6 protein-coding genes are annotated in these 18,646 nt (G+C 77.6%); 1 reads left to right on the top strand and 5 read right to left on the bottom strand.

Annotated elements, in window-relative coordinates:
• Positions 1-100: 100 nt before the first annotated feature.
• The 5 genes from AB0F18_RS32440 to AB0F18_RS32420 are packed head-to-tail and all read right to left on the bottom strand — an operon-like array spanning position 101 to position 17,097.
• Positions 101-1,279, bottom strand: coding sequence for a nucleotide disphospho-sugar-binding domain-containing protein (locus tag AB0F18_RS32440; RefSeq protein ID WP_362067130.1), 1,179 nt, complete (start codon positions 1,277-1,279; stop codon positions 101-103).
• Positions 1,276-2,097, bottom strand: a complete 822-nt coding sequence (locus AB0F18_RS32435) for an alpha/beta hydrolase (RefSeq protein WP_362067128.1) — start codon at positions 2,095-2,097, stop codon at positions 1,276-1,278. Before AB0F18_RS32435 ends, AB0F18_RS32440 begins: the two co-directional genes overlap by 4 nt.
• Positions 2,098-2,104: 7 nt before the next feature.
• The gene (locus AB0F18_RS32430; protein WP_362067126.1) at positions 2,105-2,515 is read right to left on the bottom strand and encodes an acyl carrier protein; all 411 of its coding nucleotides are present in this window, start codon (positions 2,513-2,515) and stop codon (positions 2,105-2,107) included.
• Positions 2,505-8,021, bottom strand: coding sequence for a beta-ketoacyl synthase N-terminal-like domain-containing protein (locus AB0F18_RS32425; protein ID WP_362067124.1), 5,517 nt, complete (start codon positions 8,019-8,021; stop codon positions 2,505-2,507). The genes AB0F18_RS32430 and AB0F18_RS32425 overlap by 11 nt, the downstream gene beginning before the upstream one ends.
• On the bottom strand, positions 8,014-17,097 hold the full coding sequence (locus AB0F18_RS32420) for an SDR family NAD(P)-dependent oxidoreductase (protein ID WP_362067122.1): 9,084 nt from the start codon (positions 17,095-17,097) through the stop codon (positions 8,014-8,016). Before AB0F18_RS32420 ends, AB0F18_RS32425 begins: the two co-directional genes overlap by 8 nt.
• Positions 17,098-17,539: 442 nt before the next feature.
• Between AB0F18_RS32420 and AB0F18_RS32415 the strand changes: the two genes are divergently transcribed.
• Positions 17,540-18,433, top strand: coding sequence for a LysR family transcriptional regulator (locus AB0F18_RS32415; RefSeq protein WP_362067120.1), 894 nt, complete (start codon positions 17,540-17,542; stop codon positions 18,431-18,433).
• The last annotated feature ends 213 nt before the right edge of the window (positions 18,434-18,646 follow it).

Genomic DNA, 18,646 nt, shown 5'->3' with positions numbered 1-18,646 from the left:
GGCACCGCCCGGAGCCGGCGGCCGGCCCGTACGGTGCCCGTGCCCAGCGCGGCCAGCAGCAGCACGGAGGTCCAGCGGACCCGGGAACGAGGGGAAGGTGTCATATCAGCTTCTCCAACCGGTCGGCCGCGGCGGCGGCTCCGCCCGCCGCGGCGAAGGAGGCCTGGATCCGCCGGGCGGCCCGGCGGGGGCCGGGCCGGTCCAGCACGGCCGTGAGCGCGTCCCGCAGTTCCCCGGCCCCGGTCCGGGCGAACCGCAGCCGGACCCCGGCCCCGGCCAGGGCGACCTGCCGGGCCACGATCGGCTGGTCGTCGCGGATCGGCGCGACCACCAGCGGCAGCCCGTACGCCAGGGCCTCGCAGACGGTGTTGTGGCCGCCGTGGCAGACCACCGCGTCCAGGTGCGGCAGCAACTCCAGCTGCGGGACCCGCTCCTGGAGCAGCACGTGCCCGGGCACGTCCCCCACCAGCGCGGCCGGCGCCGCCAGTACCAGCTGGACCCGCGGGGTGAGTTGCCCCGCCGCACCGAGCACGGCCCGGTAGAAGCGGGCGCCGGCCTCCTGGTTGAGGGTGCCCAGCGACACCAGCACCCGCAGCCGGTCCGGGTCCAGCCGCTGCCAGGGGAATCCCGGGACGGCCGGACGGGCCCCGAACGCCGGGCCGACGAAGGCGTGGTGCGGCCCGAAACCCCCCTCCACGCCCACCAGTTCGGGCGTCGAGAAGACCAGCACCAGGAGCTCGGAGAAGCGCGGGTCCCAGCCCCCGCCACCGTCCCCGAACTCCGCGAGCAGGCCCGCGATCCGCTCGTCCACCCACTCGCCGACCTTCGGGAAGTCCGCGAAGGGGCGGGTGAGTTCGGCCGAGGTGGTCGCCGACGTCGCCCACGGCACGCCGAGCCGCCGCGCGACCAGCGGCCCCGCCAGGGCCTGCTGGTCGCAGACCATGACGTCCGGCGCGAACTCCCGGACGGCCAGCGTCACCCCCGGCACCATCGCCCTGGCCAGCGGCACCAGGGCCTCCTCCCACAGGAACCGCAGCGCCGCGACCCCGCGCAGATCGCGCCACCGGTCGTGCAGCGCCGCATAGCCGCCCGCCGCACCGCCGCCCGGGGTCTCCTCCCCGGCCGGCAGGATCCGGGCCCACGCCGGCAGCAGCCGGACCAGCGCCGGGGCGGGCCCGGTCCAGGCCACCTCGTGCCCGCGGGAGACCAGTTCGGCCCCGACGGCGACCGTCGGATTGACGTGCCCCGCCAGCGGCGGGACCGTGAAGAGCACCCTCATGGGACCAGCGCCCCCGCCCGCGGCCGCACGGCCGCCGTCGCTCCGAGATGGGCCAGCACGGAACCCCGCAGCGCCCCGCTGGTCTCCTTGAGCACGTCGTGCCCCAACCCCGGCAGTACCCGCAGCCGGGCGCGCGCCGCATGGCGGACCAATTCCCGTGCACCCGCCACCAGTTCGGAGTACTCGCCGCACACCACCAGGACCGGGCAGTGCAGACGGGCGTAGTCGGCCGGGGTGAAGGTACGGCTCCCGGCGATGTCGTCGATCAGGGTGGTGCGGTTGAGCAGCTCGTCGGCGATGGCCGTGAGACGGGCGGCCTTGCGCAGGCGCAGCCCGAGCAGCTCCGCCGGTACCGGGCTGTCCTCCAGGCTGAGCGCGGCGGCCGACAGGGTGTCCAGCATGTTCTCCACCCACGCCCCGCTGAGCGGGGGTTCGAGGAGGGTGAGTCCCGTCACCAGATCGGGCCGGGCCAGGGCGGCGTGGAGGGCGAGGGTGCCGCCGTAGCTGTTGCCGACCAGGTGGACCGGGCGCCGGCCGGGGCCGAGCGCTTCGAGCAGCCCGAGGAGGTCCCGGACGGCGGTGCGGCTGTCGTAGCCGGAGGCCGGGCGCTCGGTTCGGCCGTGGCCGCGCAGGTCGTAGAGGAGGACCTCGTGCCCGGCGCGGGCGGCGGGCAGGGCCAGGGGGCAGTAGAAGGAGGACAGGTTGTCGACGACGAGCCCGTGGAGGAACACCACCAGGGGTGCGTCGGGATCCGCCGGGGCGGGGGCCTGGAGCCGCTGGACGTGGAAGCGCAGGGAACCCGCGCGGACGAAGGACACGGCGGCCTCAGCCGGCCGCGACGGACGGGGCCGCGGGCGACGACGGGGAAGAGTCCGGGGACGGGGAGAAGTTCGGGGACGATGAAGGGTTCGGGGACGGGTTCCCGGGCGGGGACGAGGGGGTGGCCGGGGTCCGGGCGAGCGAGTGGTGCGTGATCCGCCCGATGTGGGTGACGAGTTCACCCACCGACATGGCGAGGATGGCCTCCATGTCCTTCTCCGCCAGGAAGCCCATCAGGTCCACCTCCGCGCCGTAACGGTGGTGCAGCGCCTCGGCGAGGGCGACGAACTCGACGCTCTCCAGGGCGAGGTCCTCGTTGAAGGTCGTCCTCATCGTCACCTCGTCCGCGAGCAGGTACTCGTCGCCGACGATCTCCACCAGCATGCCGGTGATCTCGGCGAGGATGTCAGATGCCATGGTGTGTCTCCGTGAGGTCGAAGGGGGCGCCGGCCGCCGTGCCGCGGCCGGTCCAGGCGACGACGTGGTCGAGCGGCGCCGAGCCGAGCAGGGTGGTGCGGACCGGGTACGGGCGCCCCGCGGGCGAGCGCACCAGCAGGCCGTCGCCGTCCGGGTCCCCGGACACCCGCCACTCCCGGGGCCTGCCTCCGAGCCCGCCGCCCTCCGCCTTGGCCGCGGCCTCCTTGGCGCACCACAGGGCGGTGAGCGCGGCCGGCAGGCCCGTGCCCCCGGCGGCGGCCAGGCCCTCGGCCAGGCGGAGTTCGCCCGGCCCCAGCGCGATCCGGACCAGCGCGTCCGGGTCGGCGGTCACGGTCTCCACGTCGATCCCGACCGCCCGCCCGCCGGGGCCGGCGAGGGCGACCGCGATCCGGTCCTTGTGGGCGATCGTCAGCCGGAAGCCGCGGGTGAGCGGGCCCAGCGCCAGCGGACGGCCCGCGGCGTCGTTGCCGACGGGCACCTCCGCCGGGAACACCGGCCCGGCGCCGCCGTCCCACAGGACCTGGCGCAGCGCGTCCTTGGCCGCGATCCGGCCCAGCAGCCAGGGCGCCCGGGCACGCGGCGACAGCCGCCCGTACGCCTCCCGTTCGGCGGCGCCCAGATAGCGGCGCATCACCAGCTCCTGCGAGGCGGGGTCGCTCCAGCGCCGCCGCGCCAGGCACCAGCCGCCCGGCTGGGGCTCGCCGATGCCGCAGACCTCCGGGGTGAACTTCATCGGCCAGACCCGCTCGTCGGCGCCGAACCGGCGGTACGTCCACCCCTCGACCCGGGCCCACACCGTGCCGCCGGCCCGGCACAGCTCGATGTCCCCGCGCACGGTCACGTCGCGGACCTCGCGGACGCGGGCGGTGGTGCGGAGCAGCTCCCCGAGGGCCGGGGGCGGCCCGTAGAACCGGATGCGGTCCACGGTGGCGGGGAACACCAGCCGGTCCACCGGGAGCCGCAGCTGCATCCAGTGCCCGAACAGCTGGCCCGCGGCGTCGAGCAGGGCCCCCGGGTCGGGGAGCGCCCGTACGACCCCCTCGATGCCGTCCTCGGCGACGGTGCGCACCTCGTGCACGGCGGCGAAGCGCGGGCCGTGGAACATCCACCGGTCGCGGTAGAGCGCGGCCGCGCTGACGGGGGCGGGGCCGGGGTCCCGCAGGGGGGTGGTGTCGGGGGCGGGCGGCCCCTCATACCGGCCGCCGCACAGGACGACGGCCGAGGCGTACTCCCCGATCCCCACCCGGATCCTGCCGGGCCCCTCGGCCCGGACCACGACCTCGACGTCGAGGGCCGGTTCCACGGGCAGCCAGCGCAGGGCCCGCACGTCCTCGAACCCGGTGACGGGCGCACCGCGGGGCGCGTACCGGCGGGCGGCGTCGGCCGCCAGCTCCAGCATGGTGGTCATGGGCACGACCGGGAACCGGTCGGAGTCCTCGGGCCACCCGTCGGGCTGCAGGTACACGCAGTGGTCGCGCACGTAGGGCAGCGCGGCCAGCGAAAGCCGCAGGACGCCCCTCCCCGTGGCCCTTCCCGCACCGCCCCCCGACCCCGCCCGAGCACCGGTCCCGGCCTGCGGCAGGAGCCCGCCGGGCCCCGAGCCGGATCCGGCGGGGCCCGGGCCGGGATGTCTGGACGCCGGGGCGGGGTCGGCGGGCCTGGGGGCGGAGCCGGTGTGCCTCGGGGCGGACCCGGAGGGTTCCGGGGCGAATCGGTCGGGCCACGGGCCGGTTTGGGCCGGCGTCGGGAGAGGCCCGGCGGGCCTCGGGGTGGAGCCGGCGGGCGCCGGGGCGGTGCCGGTGGGCCCTTGGACGGGCCTGGCGGGTCGTGGGTCGGTGCTGGCTGGCCCCTGGGCGGACCGGGCGGGCCCTTGAGTGGACCCGGCGGGCCCCGGGAAGGAGCCGGCGGGCCTGGGGGCGGACCCGGAGGGTTCCGGGGCGAATCGGTCGGGCCACGGGCCGGTTTGGGTCGGCGTCGGGAGAGGCCCGGCGGGCCCCAGGCTGGGACTGCTGGGCCCCGGGACGGATCCGGCCGGCTGTGGGACGGAGCCGGAGGGCCTCGGGACCGGACCGCTGGGCGCCGGGGCGGAACCGCCGGCGGCCCATGCCCCGGTGACGCTCCGTGCGGCTGAGCGGGTGTCGTCGAGGACCGCGTCGAGGGCGGACAACAGCACCGGCCGGGTACCCGCCGGAGCCTCCTGCGCGGCCGCCCCCGGGATGGCCGCCCTCGGGACGGCTGCCCCTGGGACGGCTGCCCCTGGGAGGGCCGGTCCCGGTACGGCCGCCCCCGGCACGGCCGCCCCCGGGAGGGCCCCCGGGACGGCCGCCCTCGGGACGGGCGCCCCTGGGAGGGCCGGTCCCGGCACGGCCGCCCCCGGGAGGGCCGGTGCCATCGGAGCCGGTGCCGTGGACAGGAGCCCGCCGAGCTTGGCCCGGGCCGTCTCGCCCAGCCGGACGAGCGGCGAACCGAGGTCCAGCGGAACGGCCCGCCCCCGGGAGGCCGTCCGGGTGGCGGCCGCGGGCCGCGTGGCGGAGGGCGCCGGACGCGCGTTCCCCGTCCCTGCCGCACCGCCGGGTGTGGATCCGGGGCCTGCTTCGGCCGCACCGGCGGGTGTAGGCGTGGGGATCGGCTGGGCCGGAGCGTCGGGCGTGGGCCCGGGGCCCGCCTCGGCTGCACCGCCGGGTGTAGGCCCGGGGCCTGCTTCGGCCGCACCGGCGGGTGTAGGCCCGGGGCCCGTCTCGGCCGGAGCGGCCGGCGTAGGCCCGGGGCCGGCCTCGGACGGAATGGCGGACGAGGGCCCGGGCGCCGTCCCCGACGACCCGCCCGAGGGGAGCAGCAGCTCCCAGCGCGGGGCGTGACCCTCCGCCCAGAGTGCCGCGCACGCTCGGCTCAGGGAGGCCAGGCCCTGGAGGCGTGGGGAGGAGCAGGGCACCGAGAGGTGGGGGCGGTCGCGCAGGGTGTCCTCGGCGAAGCCCGGCAGGCTGCCCGGGCCCAGCGTGACGAAGCTCCGCACGCCCTCCTCCTCGTACAGGCGCAGCGTCAGCTCGCGGAAGCGGACCGGCTCCAGCAGGTGGCGGACCACCAGCTCCCGTACCTCCCGCTCCCCGGACGGGAACGGCGCGCACGTGGTCGCCGACCAGACCGGCACCGAACCCGCCCGCAGCGGCAGCCGGGCGAAGGCCGCACGGACCTGCCCGAGGTACGGCTCCCACATCGGCGTGTGGAACCCCGAACGGAACGGCAGTTCCTGCCCGAGCACCCCCTCGCCGCGCAACCGTCCGACCGCCGCGGCCACTTGGTCCGGCTCACCGCAGATCACCGACTGGTGCGGGCAGTTGTCGTGGCTGACGACCACCCGCTCCAGCCCGTGCAGCGCCGCCCGCGCCCGCTCCGCACCGCAGCCCAGCGCCGCGTACACGAGGTCGGGGACCCTCAGCGAACCGGGCCGCAGCGAGTCGAGGAAGGTGTCGGCGGCCTCCTGCGGGTACAGCCCGGCGGCCACCATCGCCGCCCACTCGCCCAGGCTGTGGCCCGCCAGCACATCGGCCTCGATACCGAGGGCCGGCAGCACCCGGGCGAGGAACCGGCCCGTCGCGACGGCGTCCAGGGCCCGTTCGACGAGCCCGTCGCCCCGGCCGAGCCGCGGCCGCGGGAATCCCAGCCGGTCCGCCACGTCGTCCAGCACCGGCGCGAACTCCGGCTCCAGGCCGGGGAACAGGAACGCCACCCGCCCGCCCAGCGGCTCCGGGGTGAACCACACGTCCCCGCGCCCCCGCCAGGCCCGCCCCCGGGCGACCGCCTTCGCGGCCAGCGCGAGTCGCTGCGGCGTCGGCCCGAACACCGCGAGCCGGCACGGCCCTTCACCACCCGACACCGGCGCGTCCGCAGCCAGCAGCGCCGACAGCCCGGCCGGGCTCTCCGCCGCCAGCAGCAGTACGCCGCCGGGCGCGCCCGGCGTTCCCACCGGCGCGGCCGGCCCCGCCGACGGCAGGAACCTGCGCACCGGAAGCACCGCCGGACGATCGGCCGCCGGAGCCTCCTCCAGCACCACGTGCGCGTTGATCCCGCCGAATCCGAAGGCGTTCACCCCGGCCCGGCGCGGCGTGGCCCCCCGCTCCCAGGGCTCCGCGGCCGTCACCGGCCGCATCCGGGTCCGGGCCAGGTCCGGGTGCGGCTCCTCCAGGTGCAGCGTCGGCGGCAGCACCCCCTCGTGCACCGCCAGCGCGGCCTTGATCAGCCCGGCCATGCCGGAGGCCTGCATGGTGTGGCCGAGCATCGACTTGACCGACCCGAAGCCGATCCCGGGCCCTTCGCCAGGCCTGGGCGGGCCGAACACCCGTGCCAGGGTGTCCAGTTCGGCCGCATCGCCCACCGGGGTGCCCGTGCCGTGCGCCTCCAGCAGCCCCAGCGCGCCCGGCTCCCGGGGGTCCAGGCCGGCCTCCCGCCAGGCCCGCTCCAGCGCCCGTACCTGCCCCGCCACCAGCGGGCTCATCAGGCTCGCCGCGCGGCCGTCCCCGTCCACCCCCGTCCCGCGGACCACCGCGTACACGCGGTCGCCGTCCCGCCGCGCGTCCGCCAGCCGCTTCAGGAGCACCACCCCCGTCCCCTCGGACAGCAGCGTCCCGTCGGCCCGCCGGTCGAAGGGACGGATCCGCTCGCTCGGGCTCAGCGCCCGCAGCTGCGTGAACACGCTCCACAGGGTGGCGATGTGGCAGTGGTGCACCGCCCCCGCCACCACCACGTCGCAGCGCCCCGCGGCCAGCAGCCCCACCGCCTGGTCCACGGCCAGCAGCGAGGAGGCGCAGGCCGCGTCCAGGGTGTAGGCGGGGCCGCGGAAGTCCATCCGGTTCGCGGTCCGCGCCGCGGTGAAGCTCGGCACCAGGCCGATCGACGCGTCGGGCCGCTCCGGGCCCAGCGCGTCCTGGAACGCCGCCCGCACCTCGGCGATCCGCCGCTCCCCGAGCTCCGGCGCCAGCTCCCGCAGGGTCTGCGCCACCTGGTGGGCCGTACGCACCCGTTGGTCGAGCCGGGCCGTCGCCACGCCCATGAACCCGCCGCGCCCCAGCACCACCCCGATCCGGGACCGGTCGGCCGGCAGCCGCCCCTCGCCGCCCGCGTCCGCGACGGCCTCGGCCGTCGCCTGCAGGGCCAGCATCTGGTCCGGCTCCGCCCCCTCGACGGCCGCCGGCATGATCCCGAACCGGGTCGGGTCGAAGGCGGCCAGCCCGTCGACGAACCCGCCGCGCCGGCAGTAGAACCGGTCGCCGGCCACGGGACCGGCGGCGCCGTCCGGGTGGTAGTACACCTCGGGGTCCCAGCGCTGCGGGGGGACGTCACCGATGCAGTCCGCGCCGGAGAACAGGTTGCGCCGGTACGCGGCCAGGTCCGCGGCCCCCGGGAACACCGCGCCCATCCCGACGATCGCCGCGTCGGACGGCCGGGGGCCGCGCCGCCGCCCCTGCCGCTGTCGCTCCCGCTCACTCATCGCCCCGCCCCTCCGCCGGCCCCTCTGCCGGAGCCTGTGCCTGCGCCTGCGCCTGTGCCTCTGCCTGCGCCGCCATCAGGACCACCTGCACCTCGCTCCCGTACGCCAGTTCGTCGAGGAACGCGGTGGTCCCGTCGTCCGGGCCGATGAGCGGGATGCCGCGCCCGGCGTACGCGCGCGCCAGCTCGGGGGTGACCATTCCGCCCGCCTCGGCCGCCCACGGACCCCAGTCGACGGACAGCACCCGCCCGGGGAAGGACTGGGCCCAGGCGTGCGCGAGGCCGTCGAGGGCGTCGTTGGCGGCGGCGTAGTCGCTCTGGCCGCGGTTGCCGTACACCCCGGCGACGCTCCCGAACAGGGCCAGGAACCGGGGCGCGGGGCAGGGGCCGTGCTCGGCGGCCGCGGCGGCCAGGTGGCGGGCGCCGGCCACCTTGGCGGCGAACACCTCCGCGAAGTCCTCCGTCCGCTTGTCGCGCAGCAGCCCGTCCCGCAGGAGGCCCGCGCCGTGCACGATCCCGTCGAGCCGGCCGTGCCGGGCCCGTATCCCGGCCACGACGGCCCGTACGGCCTCCTCGTCCGTGACGTCGGCGCGGTGGTAGCGGACGGAGGCCGCCGCGCCGGCGAGGGCGGCCAGGGTGCCGCGCACCTCGCGTTCGGCGAGGATCCGCGAGGCGGCCGCCTCGATCTCGGCGGGGGTGCGCAGCCCCGAGGCGATCAGCGCGGCGCGCAGCGCGACCCGGTCGTGGGCCTGGCCGAACTCGTCGGGGGTGGGCGGGGGTTCGGGCGTACGGCCGATCAGCTCGATGTGGCATCCGGTGGCGCGGGCCAGCGCGAGGGCCGTCCGGGCGGTGATCCCGCGGGCGCCGCCGGTGAGCAGCACCACCGACTCCGGGCCGGGGAGGGCGGACTCGCCGGCCGCGTACAGCGGAGCGGGCACCGGCCCGCGCACGTACCGGGTGCCGTCCAGGGCGTACCCGACGGAGGCGGGCCCGCCGTCGCCCGGCGCGCAGCCCAGCTCGGCGAGCACGTGGGCGGCGATCCGCGCGGGCTCCTCCTTGGGGTGGACCTCGACGGCACGGATCAGCGTGCCGGGGAACTCCAGGGCGGCACTGCGGGCGAACCCGTGCAGACCGGCGCCGCCCGTGCCGGGCACGCCGACGAGCAGGACGCGCCCGGTCCCGCCGACCAGCGCCCGCCGCAGCCCGCCGAAGGCCCCGGGCAGCACCGGCTCGCCCCCGGCCCGCAGCGCGGAGAGGTCGACGACCCCGTCCCACCCGGCGTCGACGCCCGCGAGGACCCCGGCCTCGACCCCCTGCTCCCGCAACACCCCGACGACGGAACCGGCAACCCCTTGCCCGTCGTCGACGACCCCGACCCGCAGCCCGCGCAGCCGCTCCGGCTCCCCGCCGGCCGCCTCGACGGGCACCGGGTCGACCCGCATCCGCACCACCGCCCCGCGGTCCGCGACGACCCCGCCGCCGCGCACGGCCCCGGGGGCCGCGACCTCGGCCGTGCCGGTGGCGGGCACCGGGGCCGGTACCGGGCTCGGCACCGTGGAGCCGGCAGCCGCCTGCACGGAGTACGGAACCGCTCCCGTTCCCGAGGCCGATGCCGCATCCGCGAGCGAAGCCGTGGCGTCAGCCGGACTCCCGGCGGTGACCGGCCCCGGAGTCAGCACCCCGGCCGACGGCGAAGCCGGTGCGGGGGAAGGGGCCTGGGCCTGGGCGAGGCCCGCGACCGGAGCAGTGACCTGGGTTCCGGCCCCGGCCGGGGCCGAGGCGGTGACCGCAGCCGCGATGGGGTCCGGGGACCCGGGCCCGCCCGTCGGTGAACCCAGAACGGGCGGCGCTGCCGTATCGGCGTTCGGAGACCGGCCCGGCTCGGGACCCGGCTCAGGGCCGGCCGTGTGCGTGACGACCCAGTCCACGATCCCGCGCAGGGTCTTGATCCGGGACAGCTCCTCCACCGCGGACCCGTCGGAGCCACCGGTGTCCCGGGGGAGACCGATGCGGTCCGCGAGGGCGCCGATGATCTCCACCCGCTTGATGGAGTCGATGGACAGGTCCGCCTCCAGGTCCAGCCCGGGGTCGAGCATGTCCGGGGGATAGCCGGTCCGCGTCTGGACGATCTCCAGCACGGCCTCCATGACCTCCTCGGCCGTACGAGGCCCCCCGCCACCGGGCCCGCCCGACCCGACCGCGCCGCCGACCCCGGCCCACGGCGCCTCGTCCACCGCCGCCCCACCATCAGCCCCGGCGAACGACGCCCACACCCCGCCGGGAATCCCGGGCGCGCCGCCGTCCGGGCCGATCGCGGGCGCCCAGCTGGAGCCCGTCGGGCCCGCCCAGGGGGCTGCTCCCGGGTGTGCCCCGCCATCGGGACCGGTCGTCGGCGCCCATCCGTTGACCCAGCCGGCCGGGTCCGTCCACGGTGCTGCCCCCGTGCGTGCGCCGTTGTCCGGGCCGGTTGCGGGTGCCCATCCAGCGTTGGAGCCCGTCGGGGTCGCCCAGGGGGCTGGCCCCGTGGGTGCTCCGCCGCCAGGACCGGTTGCCGGTGCCCATCCGCTACCGGAGCCGGTGGGTTCCGTCCACGGTGCAGCCTCCGGCCTGGGAATCGGCCCGGTGGCCGGGACCCATCCGGCCCCGGGGGCCGACGGCACCGCCGCTGCGGCCTCGGCCTGCGCCCAGCCGTTCGGCCCGGTCGCCGGTATCCACCCCGCGCCGAAGGCGGCCGACGGGACCTCGACGGCCTCGCGCGCCCCGCCCGGCCCGGAGGCGGCGGACGTGCCCGCCCCCAGGTATCCCAGCAGCACCTCCCGCTGCGCAGCGACCAGTTCGCGGCTCCCGCGCAGGTACTCCAGCACTGCCATTTCCCGGGCGCCGACCCACGAGATGCCGGCCCCCGCAGCCCCGGGCTCGGGCCGCCCCGCGCTCTGGGCGACCCCGGCAGCTCCGGCCCAGGCCGGCACCGTCCGGGATTCCGTCGGCCAACCCCCGGCCTGGGGCGGTGCCGTGTTCTGGTCGGCCGCGGTGGTCCCAGGGGCCGTCATTCGGGCGTGCGCCCAGGAGGTTGCGGCTCCGGGCTGGGGTGCAGTCGGGCCGGCGGGGGAAGCCGCGGCTTCGGCTGGTGTGGTTCCGGGGGCCGTCCAGGGAGACCCGGGCTCGGGCTGTGCCGTGTTCTGGTCGGCCGCGGTGGTCCGCGCCGTCATTCGGGCGTGTGCCCAGGAGGTCGCGGCCCCGGGCAGGGCCGCAGCGGCCCACGGAGTCCCGGGTTCAGGGAGCGCCGCGCTCGGACCGGCCGCAGCGGCCCCGGGGCTGCCCGGTGCAACTCCGGCCCTGGTCGGGGTCGTTCGGGGGATGGCCCACGGAGCCCCGGGTTCGGGCCGGGGCGTGGGGTGGGCGGCCCAGGCGGGTCCTGGCGGGGTGTCGGTGTCGGTCGCCGGCCACGGTAGGGGCACCCGTCGGGCCGGGCGGAGTCCGCCGGGGACCGGGTCGCCGGCGGCGGTGCGGACCAGGTGGCCGTCCACCAGCCAGCCCGGACGGTTCGGCGCGCGCTCCGGCAGGCGGCGGGTCCGGCCCCGGAACAGGGCCTCCGGCTCCACCGGCACGCCCGCCGCCACCAGTTCCGCCAGGGCCGTCACCAGCCGGAACAGGCCGTGCTCACCCGGCACGTCCAGCGGGACCACCGTGTGCGGCCGGTCCCGCAGGATCCGCCCGACCAACCCGGAGAGCACCCGTCCGGGCCCCGCCTCCACGAAGGTCCGCACCCCGTCCGCGTACATGGCCTCCACCTGCTCCACGAACCGGACCGGCTCCGCGACCTGCCGCGCCAGCAGACCCCGTACGGCATCGGCCCCGGCCGGATACGGCCCGGCCGTGGTGTTCGACCACACCGGTACGGCCGCCGCGCCCAGCTCCGTACCCGCCAGCTCGGCCGCCAGCGCCCCGGCGGCCCCGGCCACCACCTCGCTGTGGAACGCGCAGGCCACCGGGATCGGCTCCGCCGACAGCCCCGCCGCCCGCAGCGCGGACACCGCCTCCGTCACCGCCGCGCCCGGACCCGAGATCACGCACTGCCGGGGCGCGTTGTGGTTCGCCACCACGCATCCGGCACGCGCGGCGATGTCCCGTACTTCCTCCACCGCCGCCGACACCGCCGCCATCGACCCCGGATCGGCCCCGGCGGCCGCCAGGATCGCCTCGGCCCGGCGCGCGCTCAGCCGCAGCAGCTCCGGCATGCCGTACACCCCGGCCGCCCACAGTGCGGTGAGCTCCCCGTACGAATGCCCGGCCACGCAGTCCGGCCGCACCCCGAGCCGCCCGAGCAGCAGATGGGCCGCCGCCCCGGCCAGGCCCAGGGCCGGCTGCGCCACCCGGGTGTCGGTGACGGCCGCCCGCCGGGCCGCCCGCCCCTCGGCGCTGAAGGCCGCCGGCGGGAACACCGCCGACACCACGTCCGGCGGCGCCCCGTCCAGCAGTCCGCGCAGCGCCGGGAACGCCGTGAACAACTCGCCGAGCATGCCCGGCCGTTGACTGCCCTGCCCGGGGAAGAGGAACGCCACCCGGCCCGGGTCCGCCGACTCCTCCCGTACGTGGACCCCCGCGCCGGGAGCGAACGCCCGGGCCCGCTCCAGCCGGACCGCGAGCTCCGCCGGATCGGCGGCCACGACCGCCACCCGGACCGGGCCCCGGCCCGACGCTGCGGCCTCCGCCGCGAGGTCCCGCAGGGCCCAGGGCCGCCCGGCCGCGTCGTTCTCCTCCAGCCGGGCCGCGAGCCGCGCCATCGCCCGGCCCGCCGCCCGCCGGTCCTCGCCGCGGAAGCAGAACAGCTCGGCCGGCCACTCCTCCCGACCGTGCGCCGGCTCCTCGGCCCCGGAGTAACCGGCCAGCACGGCATGGTAGTTGGTGCCGCCGAAGCCGAAGGCGCTCACTCCGGCGATCCGCCGCTCCGGGGGCACCGCCCAGGGCCGGGCCTCCGCGTCGAAGAAGAACGGGCTGTCCGCCTCCCGCCAGGCCGGGTTCGGCGCGTCGATGTGCAGGGTGGGCGGCCGCACGCCCGAGTGGACCGCCCGGGCCGCCTTGATCAGCCCGGCCAGCCCGGCCGCGCACTTGGTGTGCCCCAGCTGCGACTTCACCGAGCCCAGCGCACAGGATCCGGGCGCGGCCCCGGCATCGGTGAACAGCTCGGTCAGCACGGCCAGTTCGGTGCTGTCGCCGACCACCGTGCCGGTGCCGTGCGCCTCCACCAGCCCCACCTCGGCCGGGCTGATCCCGGCCCGGGCGTAGGCCCGGTCCAGGGCCCGGCGCTGCCCTTCCGGCCGGGGGGCCGTCAGGCCCAGCGACCGGCCGTCGCTGGCCGCCCCGACCGCCTTGACCACCGCGTACACCCGGTCGCCGTCCCGTTCGGCGTCCGCGAGCCGCTTGAGCACCAGGACGCCGACCCCCTCGCCGAGCGCGATCCCGTCGGCGGCCGCGTCGAAGGGACGGCAGCGGCCGCCGGGGGAGAGGGCCCGGACCGAGGAGAACATCAGGTAGTCGTTGATCCCGTTGTGCACGTCGGCGCCCCCGCACAGCACCATGTCGCAGTCCTCGTCGCGCAGTTGGCGGCAGGCGAGGTCCAGGGCGGCGAGGGAGGACGCGCAGGCGGCGTCGACGGTGCAGTTCGCGCCGCCGAGGTCGAGCCGGTTGGCGACCCGGCCAGCGATGACGTTGGCGAGGACGCCGGGGAAGGAGTCCTCGGTGAGCCGGGGCAGTTGCTCGTCCAGCCCGGCGGGGACCGAGCCCAGGTAGGAGGGCAGCAGCGCCCTCAGCCCGTACGCGCCGGCCAGCTCGGTACCGGCCTCGGCGCCGAAGACCACCCCCGTACGGGACCGGTCGAACTCCCGCTCCTTGCCGTAGCCGGCGTCGGCGAGGGCCCGCGCGGAGATCTCCAGGGCCAGCAGCTGGACCGGCTCGATCCCGGCCAGGGCGGTGGGCGGGATGCCGTGCGCGAGGGCGTCGAAGGGCACCGGGCCGAGGAATCCGCCCCAGCGGGAGGGGGTGCGCTCGCCGGCCCGCGCGGGGTCGGGGTCGTAGTAGAGGGCCGGGTCCCAGCGCTCGGCCGGCACCTCGGTGACCGCGTCCGTGCCGTCCAGGATCCGCGCCCAGTAGGCGGCGAGGTCGGGGGAGCCCGGGTAGGCGCAGGCCATGCCGACGACGGCGACGTCCAGCGGTCCGGCCCCGGCCGGCTCCGTCCGGGGCCCCGCCCCGGGTGCGGTCAGCTCCCGGGCCCGCCGCTCCAGGAACCGGGTCGCCCCTTCGGTCACCTGGGCGTGCAGCCGCGCGACGGTGGTGGTGGCGGACCGCAGCGTGGCGGCCTGCCCGAGCATGAACAGCCCCTCCGCGTACTGCTGTTCCTCGTCCACGGCCTCCAGCGCGCCGGGACCGGCCGCGCCCGACCCGCCGTAGCCGGCTGCCCCACCCCCGGCCTCCGGAGTGTCGGCGGGCTCGGCCCCCTCGACGGGGCCCGGCCCGAGGGGTGAACCGGGCCCGCCGGCACCGCCCGCCGCCCCGGCCAGCCCGGACACGGCGCCGAGGCCCGGCCCGCCTGCGGCGTCCGGCCCATTGTTGGGGCTCAGCCCGAGGGCGGGGTCGGGCGCCTGGGCCCGGCCCGACCCACCATCGGCACGGTGCGAACCGTTGGCGCGGGGCGACCCACCGGCACGCTCCGACCCAGCGGAACGGTGCGACCCACCGGAGCGATCCGACCCACCGGCCGGTTCCGGTGCGACCGCAGGTTCCGACGCGGCGTTCGGCCCCGGCCCGCCACCGGGGACGGGCCTGGCCGCCCGAAACGCTACGCCGTCCGCCGACCCTCCCGCTGCGCTGTCGGTCGTGCGTCCCGCCCCGCCGTCGACCGCGCCTCCAGCCGCGCCGTGCACGCGGCCGTCCCCTGCGGCTCCCGCGCCGTGGTCCGTCCCGCCCGCCGGGCCGCCGTCCGGCCTGACTGTGCCATCCGGCCCGGCCGTCCCGTCCGCCCTGGCCGGCCTGATCGTGCCGTCCGGCCTGGTCGTGCCGTCCGTCCCGTTCGTTGCGTCCGCCCTGGAGGGCCTGGCTGTGGCGTCCGGCCTGGTCGTGTCGTCTGGCTCGGCCGTTCCGTCTGCCCTGGCCGGCCTGGTCGTGCCGTCCGTCCCGTCCGGCCTGACGGGCCTGGCTGTCCCGGCCGTCCCGGCTGTTCCGTCCGTGCCGGTCGTGTCGTCCGTCCCGGCCGTACCAACGGTCGGGCGGCGTAGGCCCTTTGCCGCTATTCTCAGGCGGCCCAGGTTGAGCCGTTCCAGCTCCTCCCACATCGCGCGCGGGGCGGCGCCCTCCTCCGATAGCCTTCGCCGCGCGGCCTCGAAGGTCTCGGTGTACGGGGTGGCCGCGCAGCGCGTGGCGTGCCCGGGGGCGGTGTGCAGCAGGACGGTCTCCGCGCATTCCACCGCCGCCCGCTGGAAGACCGGCAGCACGGCCCCGCAGTCCACGGCCTCCCGGGTGAACAGGTAGGCGGTGCCCATCAGGACGCCGATCCGCGCCCCCCGCTCGGCCAGCGGCGCCGCGGCCGCCGCCGCCATGGCGGCGGAGCGCTCGTCATGGATGCCGCCCGCGAACAGCACGTCCAGCTCCCGCGGTTCAGGGCAGGACAGCAGCAGCTCGATCTGCTCCTCCCACAGCGGGAACGAGGCGCGCGGCCCCACGTGCCCGCCGCACTCCAGCCCCTCGAAGACGAACCGCCGCGCCCCTTCGGCGAGATACCGCTCCAGCAGCCCCGGCGACGGTACGTGGAGATGGGTCCGGATCCCGGCCGCCTCCAGTGGCGCCGCCTGCGCCGGGGTCCCGCCGGCGATGATCGCGTACGGGGGGCGGGCCTCGGTGACGGCCGCCAGCTGCTCCCGCCGCAACGCCTCGGGGGCGAAGCCGAGCAGGCCCACGCCCCACGGGCGGTCCCCGAGCCGTGCGGCGGTCGCGGCGAGGAGCCGGCGGACGTCCGGGCCCTCCATCACCGCGAGCGCGAGGTACGGGAGCCCGCCCGCGGCCGCGACCGCCTCGGCGAAGGCGGCCTGATCGCTGACCCGGGTCATGGGCCCCTGCGCGACGGTGAGCGGACGCTCCAGCGGGCGGGCCCGTACGGCGGACTCCAGGTGCCCGGTGACGGCCGCACGGACGGCCCGGACCACCCCGCCGGTGGTCCGGTGCCGGGAGGCAAGCCGGGCCGCCGAGGCCCCGTCCTGCCCGACGGGCAGCAGCTGCGCCCGCAGGTCCCGGGCGCCGAGCAGCGCCGGCACGGGTCCCTCGGGCGGGGTCAGGTCGGGGCGGGTGAACACCCGGTGCCCGTCCAGCAGTCGGGTCTCGGATCCGTCCATGGCCCGTAGCGCCGCCGCCACTTCGGCGGGAAGGGCGTCCTCGCACTCCGCGGTGAGGGCGAGCTGTACGTCGAGCAGCACCCCCGCGGCGCCGCCGGCCACGGCCGCCGCAGCGGTGTGCGGCCCGATCCCCCCGCAGACCCGCACGGGTACCCCCGGCCCGGAATCCCCGAGCAGCTGCTGGAGGAGGACGAAAGAGGTGGCCCCGCCCACCCGGCCGCCGGCTTCGTGGCCCTTGGCGACCAGCCCCTCGGCTCCGGCGGCCACGGCCGCGGCGGCCTCCGCGGGACCGGTGACCTCCGCCCACACCCGGGGCCGGCCGGCCGCCCCGGCCCAGGCGGCCACCCGCTCCCGGGTGTGTTCGGCGGGGCCGGCGAGCAGCACGGTGTCCACCGCGGGCGGCAGCTCCCCCGGCCCGGTCGGGCACCCCGCGGGCACCCGAACCCCGTACCGGCCGCCGCCACTCGGCATGCCGCCACTTCGCGTGCCGTCACCTCCGGCGGTGGCGTCGCCGCCGAGCCGCCGCCCCAGCTCCTCGAAGGCGTGCCGCGCGACGTCCGGATCCCGGCCGAGGTCGAGCAGCCCCAGGGCCCCGGCGCGTACGGCGGCGGTCACGATCCGCGGGTGCGGTTCCTCGAACGGACTGACCGCGACGACCAGATCGCGGGCGGCGGCGGACTGCGGGGGAGGGGTCACGGGCGCTCCTCTTCCAGTGCTGTGTGACATGACGCAATACAGGGCGGAAGAACGGGGGAGAGCGGTGGGTCGTACGATGACGCTGCGATGAGGCGGGGCGGGACCCGGGCTTGAACGAGGGTCAACGGTCCCGGCGCCGCGATGCATCGTGCGAGGGGTGCCGCGCACTGTCAACAGCCATGCGGAACAGTCCGCTTCGCGCCGTCGTGGCGCGGGCCGGCCAGGGCGCGGACGCGACCGCACACCGGGACCAGCCCCCTGACCTGCACCGTTTCCCGCAGACCGGCTGGCCCGGCGTGCGCGGGGAGCTGCGGGAATCCCCCGGGCTCATGCCGCACCGGCATGCGTTGCCGCCCATCGGGCATGAACGGGCTCTGAGAATCGGGCAGTTGTTCATCCAACGGCTCTTACGGGTGCGTGCTCGCGCGGTTACCGTCCGGTCATGACCCCCACCCTCGCGCAACTCCGCTACCTCGTCGCCGTCGCCGACTGCCGGTCCATCACGGGTGCGGCCGCCTCCGTCTTCGTCGCCCAGTCCGCCCTGTCGAGGGCGGTCCAGGCCATGGAACGTGATCTGGGCGTCGAACTCCTGGCCCGGCGGGGAAGGGGGGTGGACCTCACGCCGGAGGGGGCCCGGGTCGTCCGGCTGGCCCGTACCGTGCTCAACGCGGTGGAGGCCATCGACGACATCGGGACCCCCCAGGGCAAGGGCCCGCAGGCCGCCCTCACCCTCGTCACCACCCCCACGCTCGCCCTCGACCTCGCCACCGATCTGGTCGCCGGCTTCACCGCGGGCCGCCCCGGCGCGGAGGTCAAGGTGCAGCAGCACGACAGCAGGGAGGCCCTCGTCCAGGAACTCAACCAGGGCCGGGCCGAGCTGGCGCTCGTCGACCTGCCCGTGGACCAGGAGCTGTCCTCGCACTTCATCCAGGAGCGCGAGGTGGTGCTGATCTCCCCGATCGGCACCCGGCTGCCCCACCCCGTGCCCCTGCGCATGCTCGACGGGCTCCCGATGGTGCTGCCCACCCCGGGGACGGGCCGCCGTACCGAGATGGAGGCCATGTTCAGCTGCATGGGCGTCCGCCCCGTTCCCTCCCTGGAGGTCGACGAGCGGCTCGCCTGGGTGACGGGAGTGACGGACGGGCGCGGCTCCCTCATCTGGTACCGGGACGTCGTCTCCAGGGCCTTCGGCACCAGGGCGGAGATCCGCTCCTTCTCCCCGCCCCTGCTGCGCCCGGTGGGCATCGCGCACGCCCGGCGCCCGCTGAGCCGTGCGGCCCGCGCGTTCATCGCGCACGCCGGACGCAAGGCGCCGGTCCGCGAACCGGCGCGCTGAGGGCGGGGAGTCATGCCGGCAGGGCATGCCGACAGGGCATTGAGCGATGCTCGAACGACCGGTTCCCGCCCCTGGCGATGTCCGCCCGCCCCGCCTCCCATGGTCCGCATGTCCCGACTCCTGACACCCCCACGGGCCGCCGCCCTCGCGACCGCGTCCCTCGCCACGCTCCTGCCCGCGCTGGCCTGGGCGGCCGGCGCCGCCCCCGCCGCG

Origin of the sequence: Streptomyces sp. NPDC029216 (assembly GCF_040648015.1) — a bacterium.
Taxonomy (GTDB): Bacteria; Actinomycetota; Actinomycetes; order Streptomycetales; family Streptomycetaceae; genus Streptomyces.
Note: the sequence above shows the minus strand (reverse complement) of the source record. Positions and strands in the feature narration are given on the sequence as shown.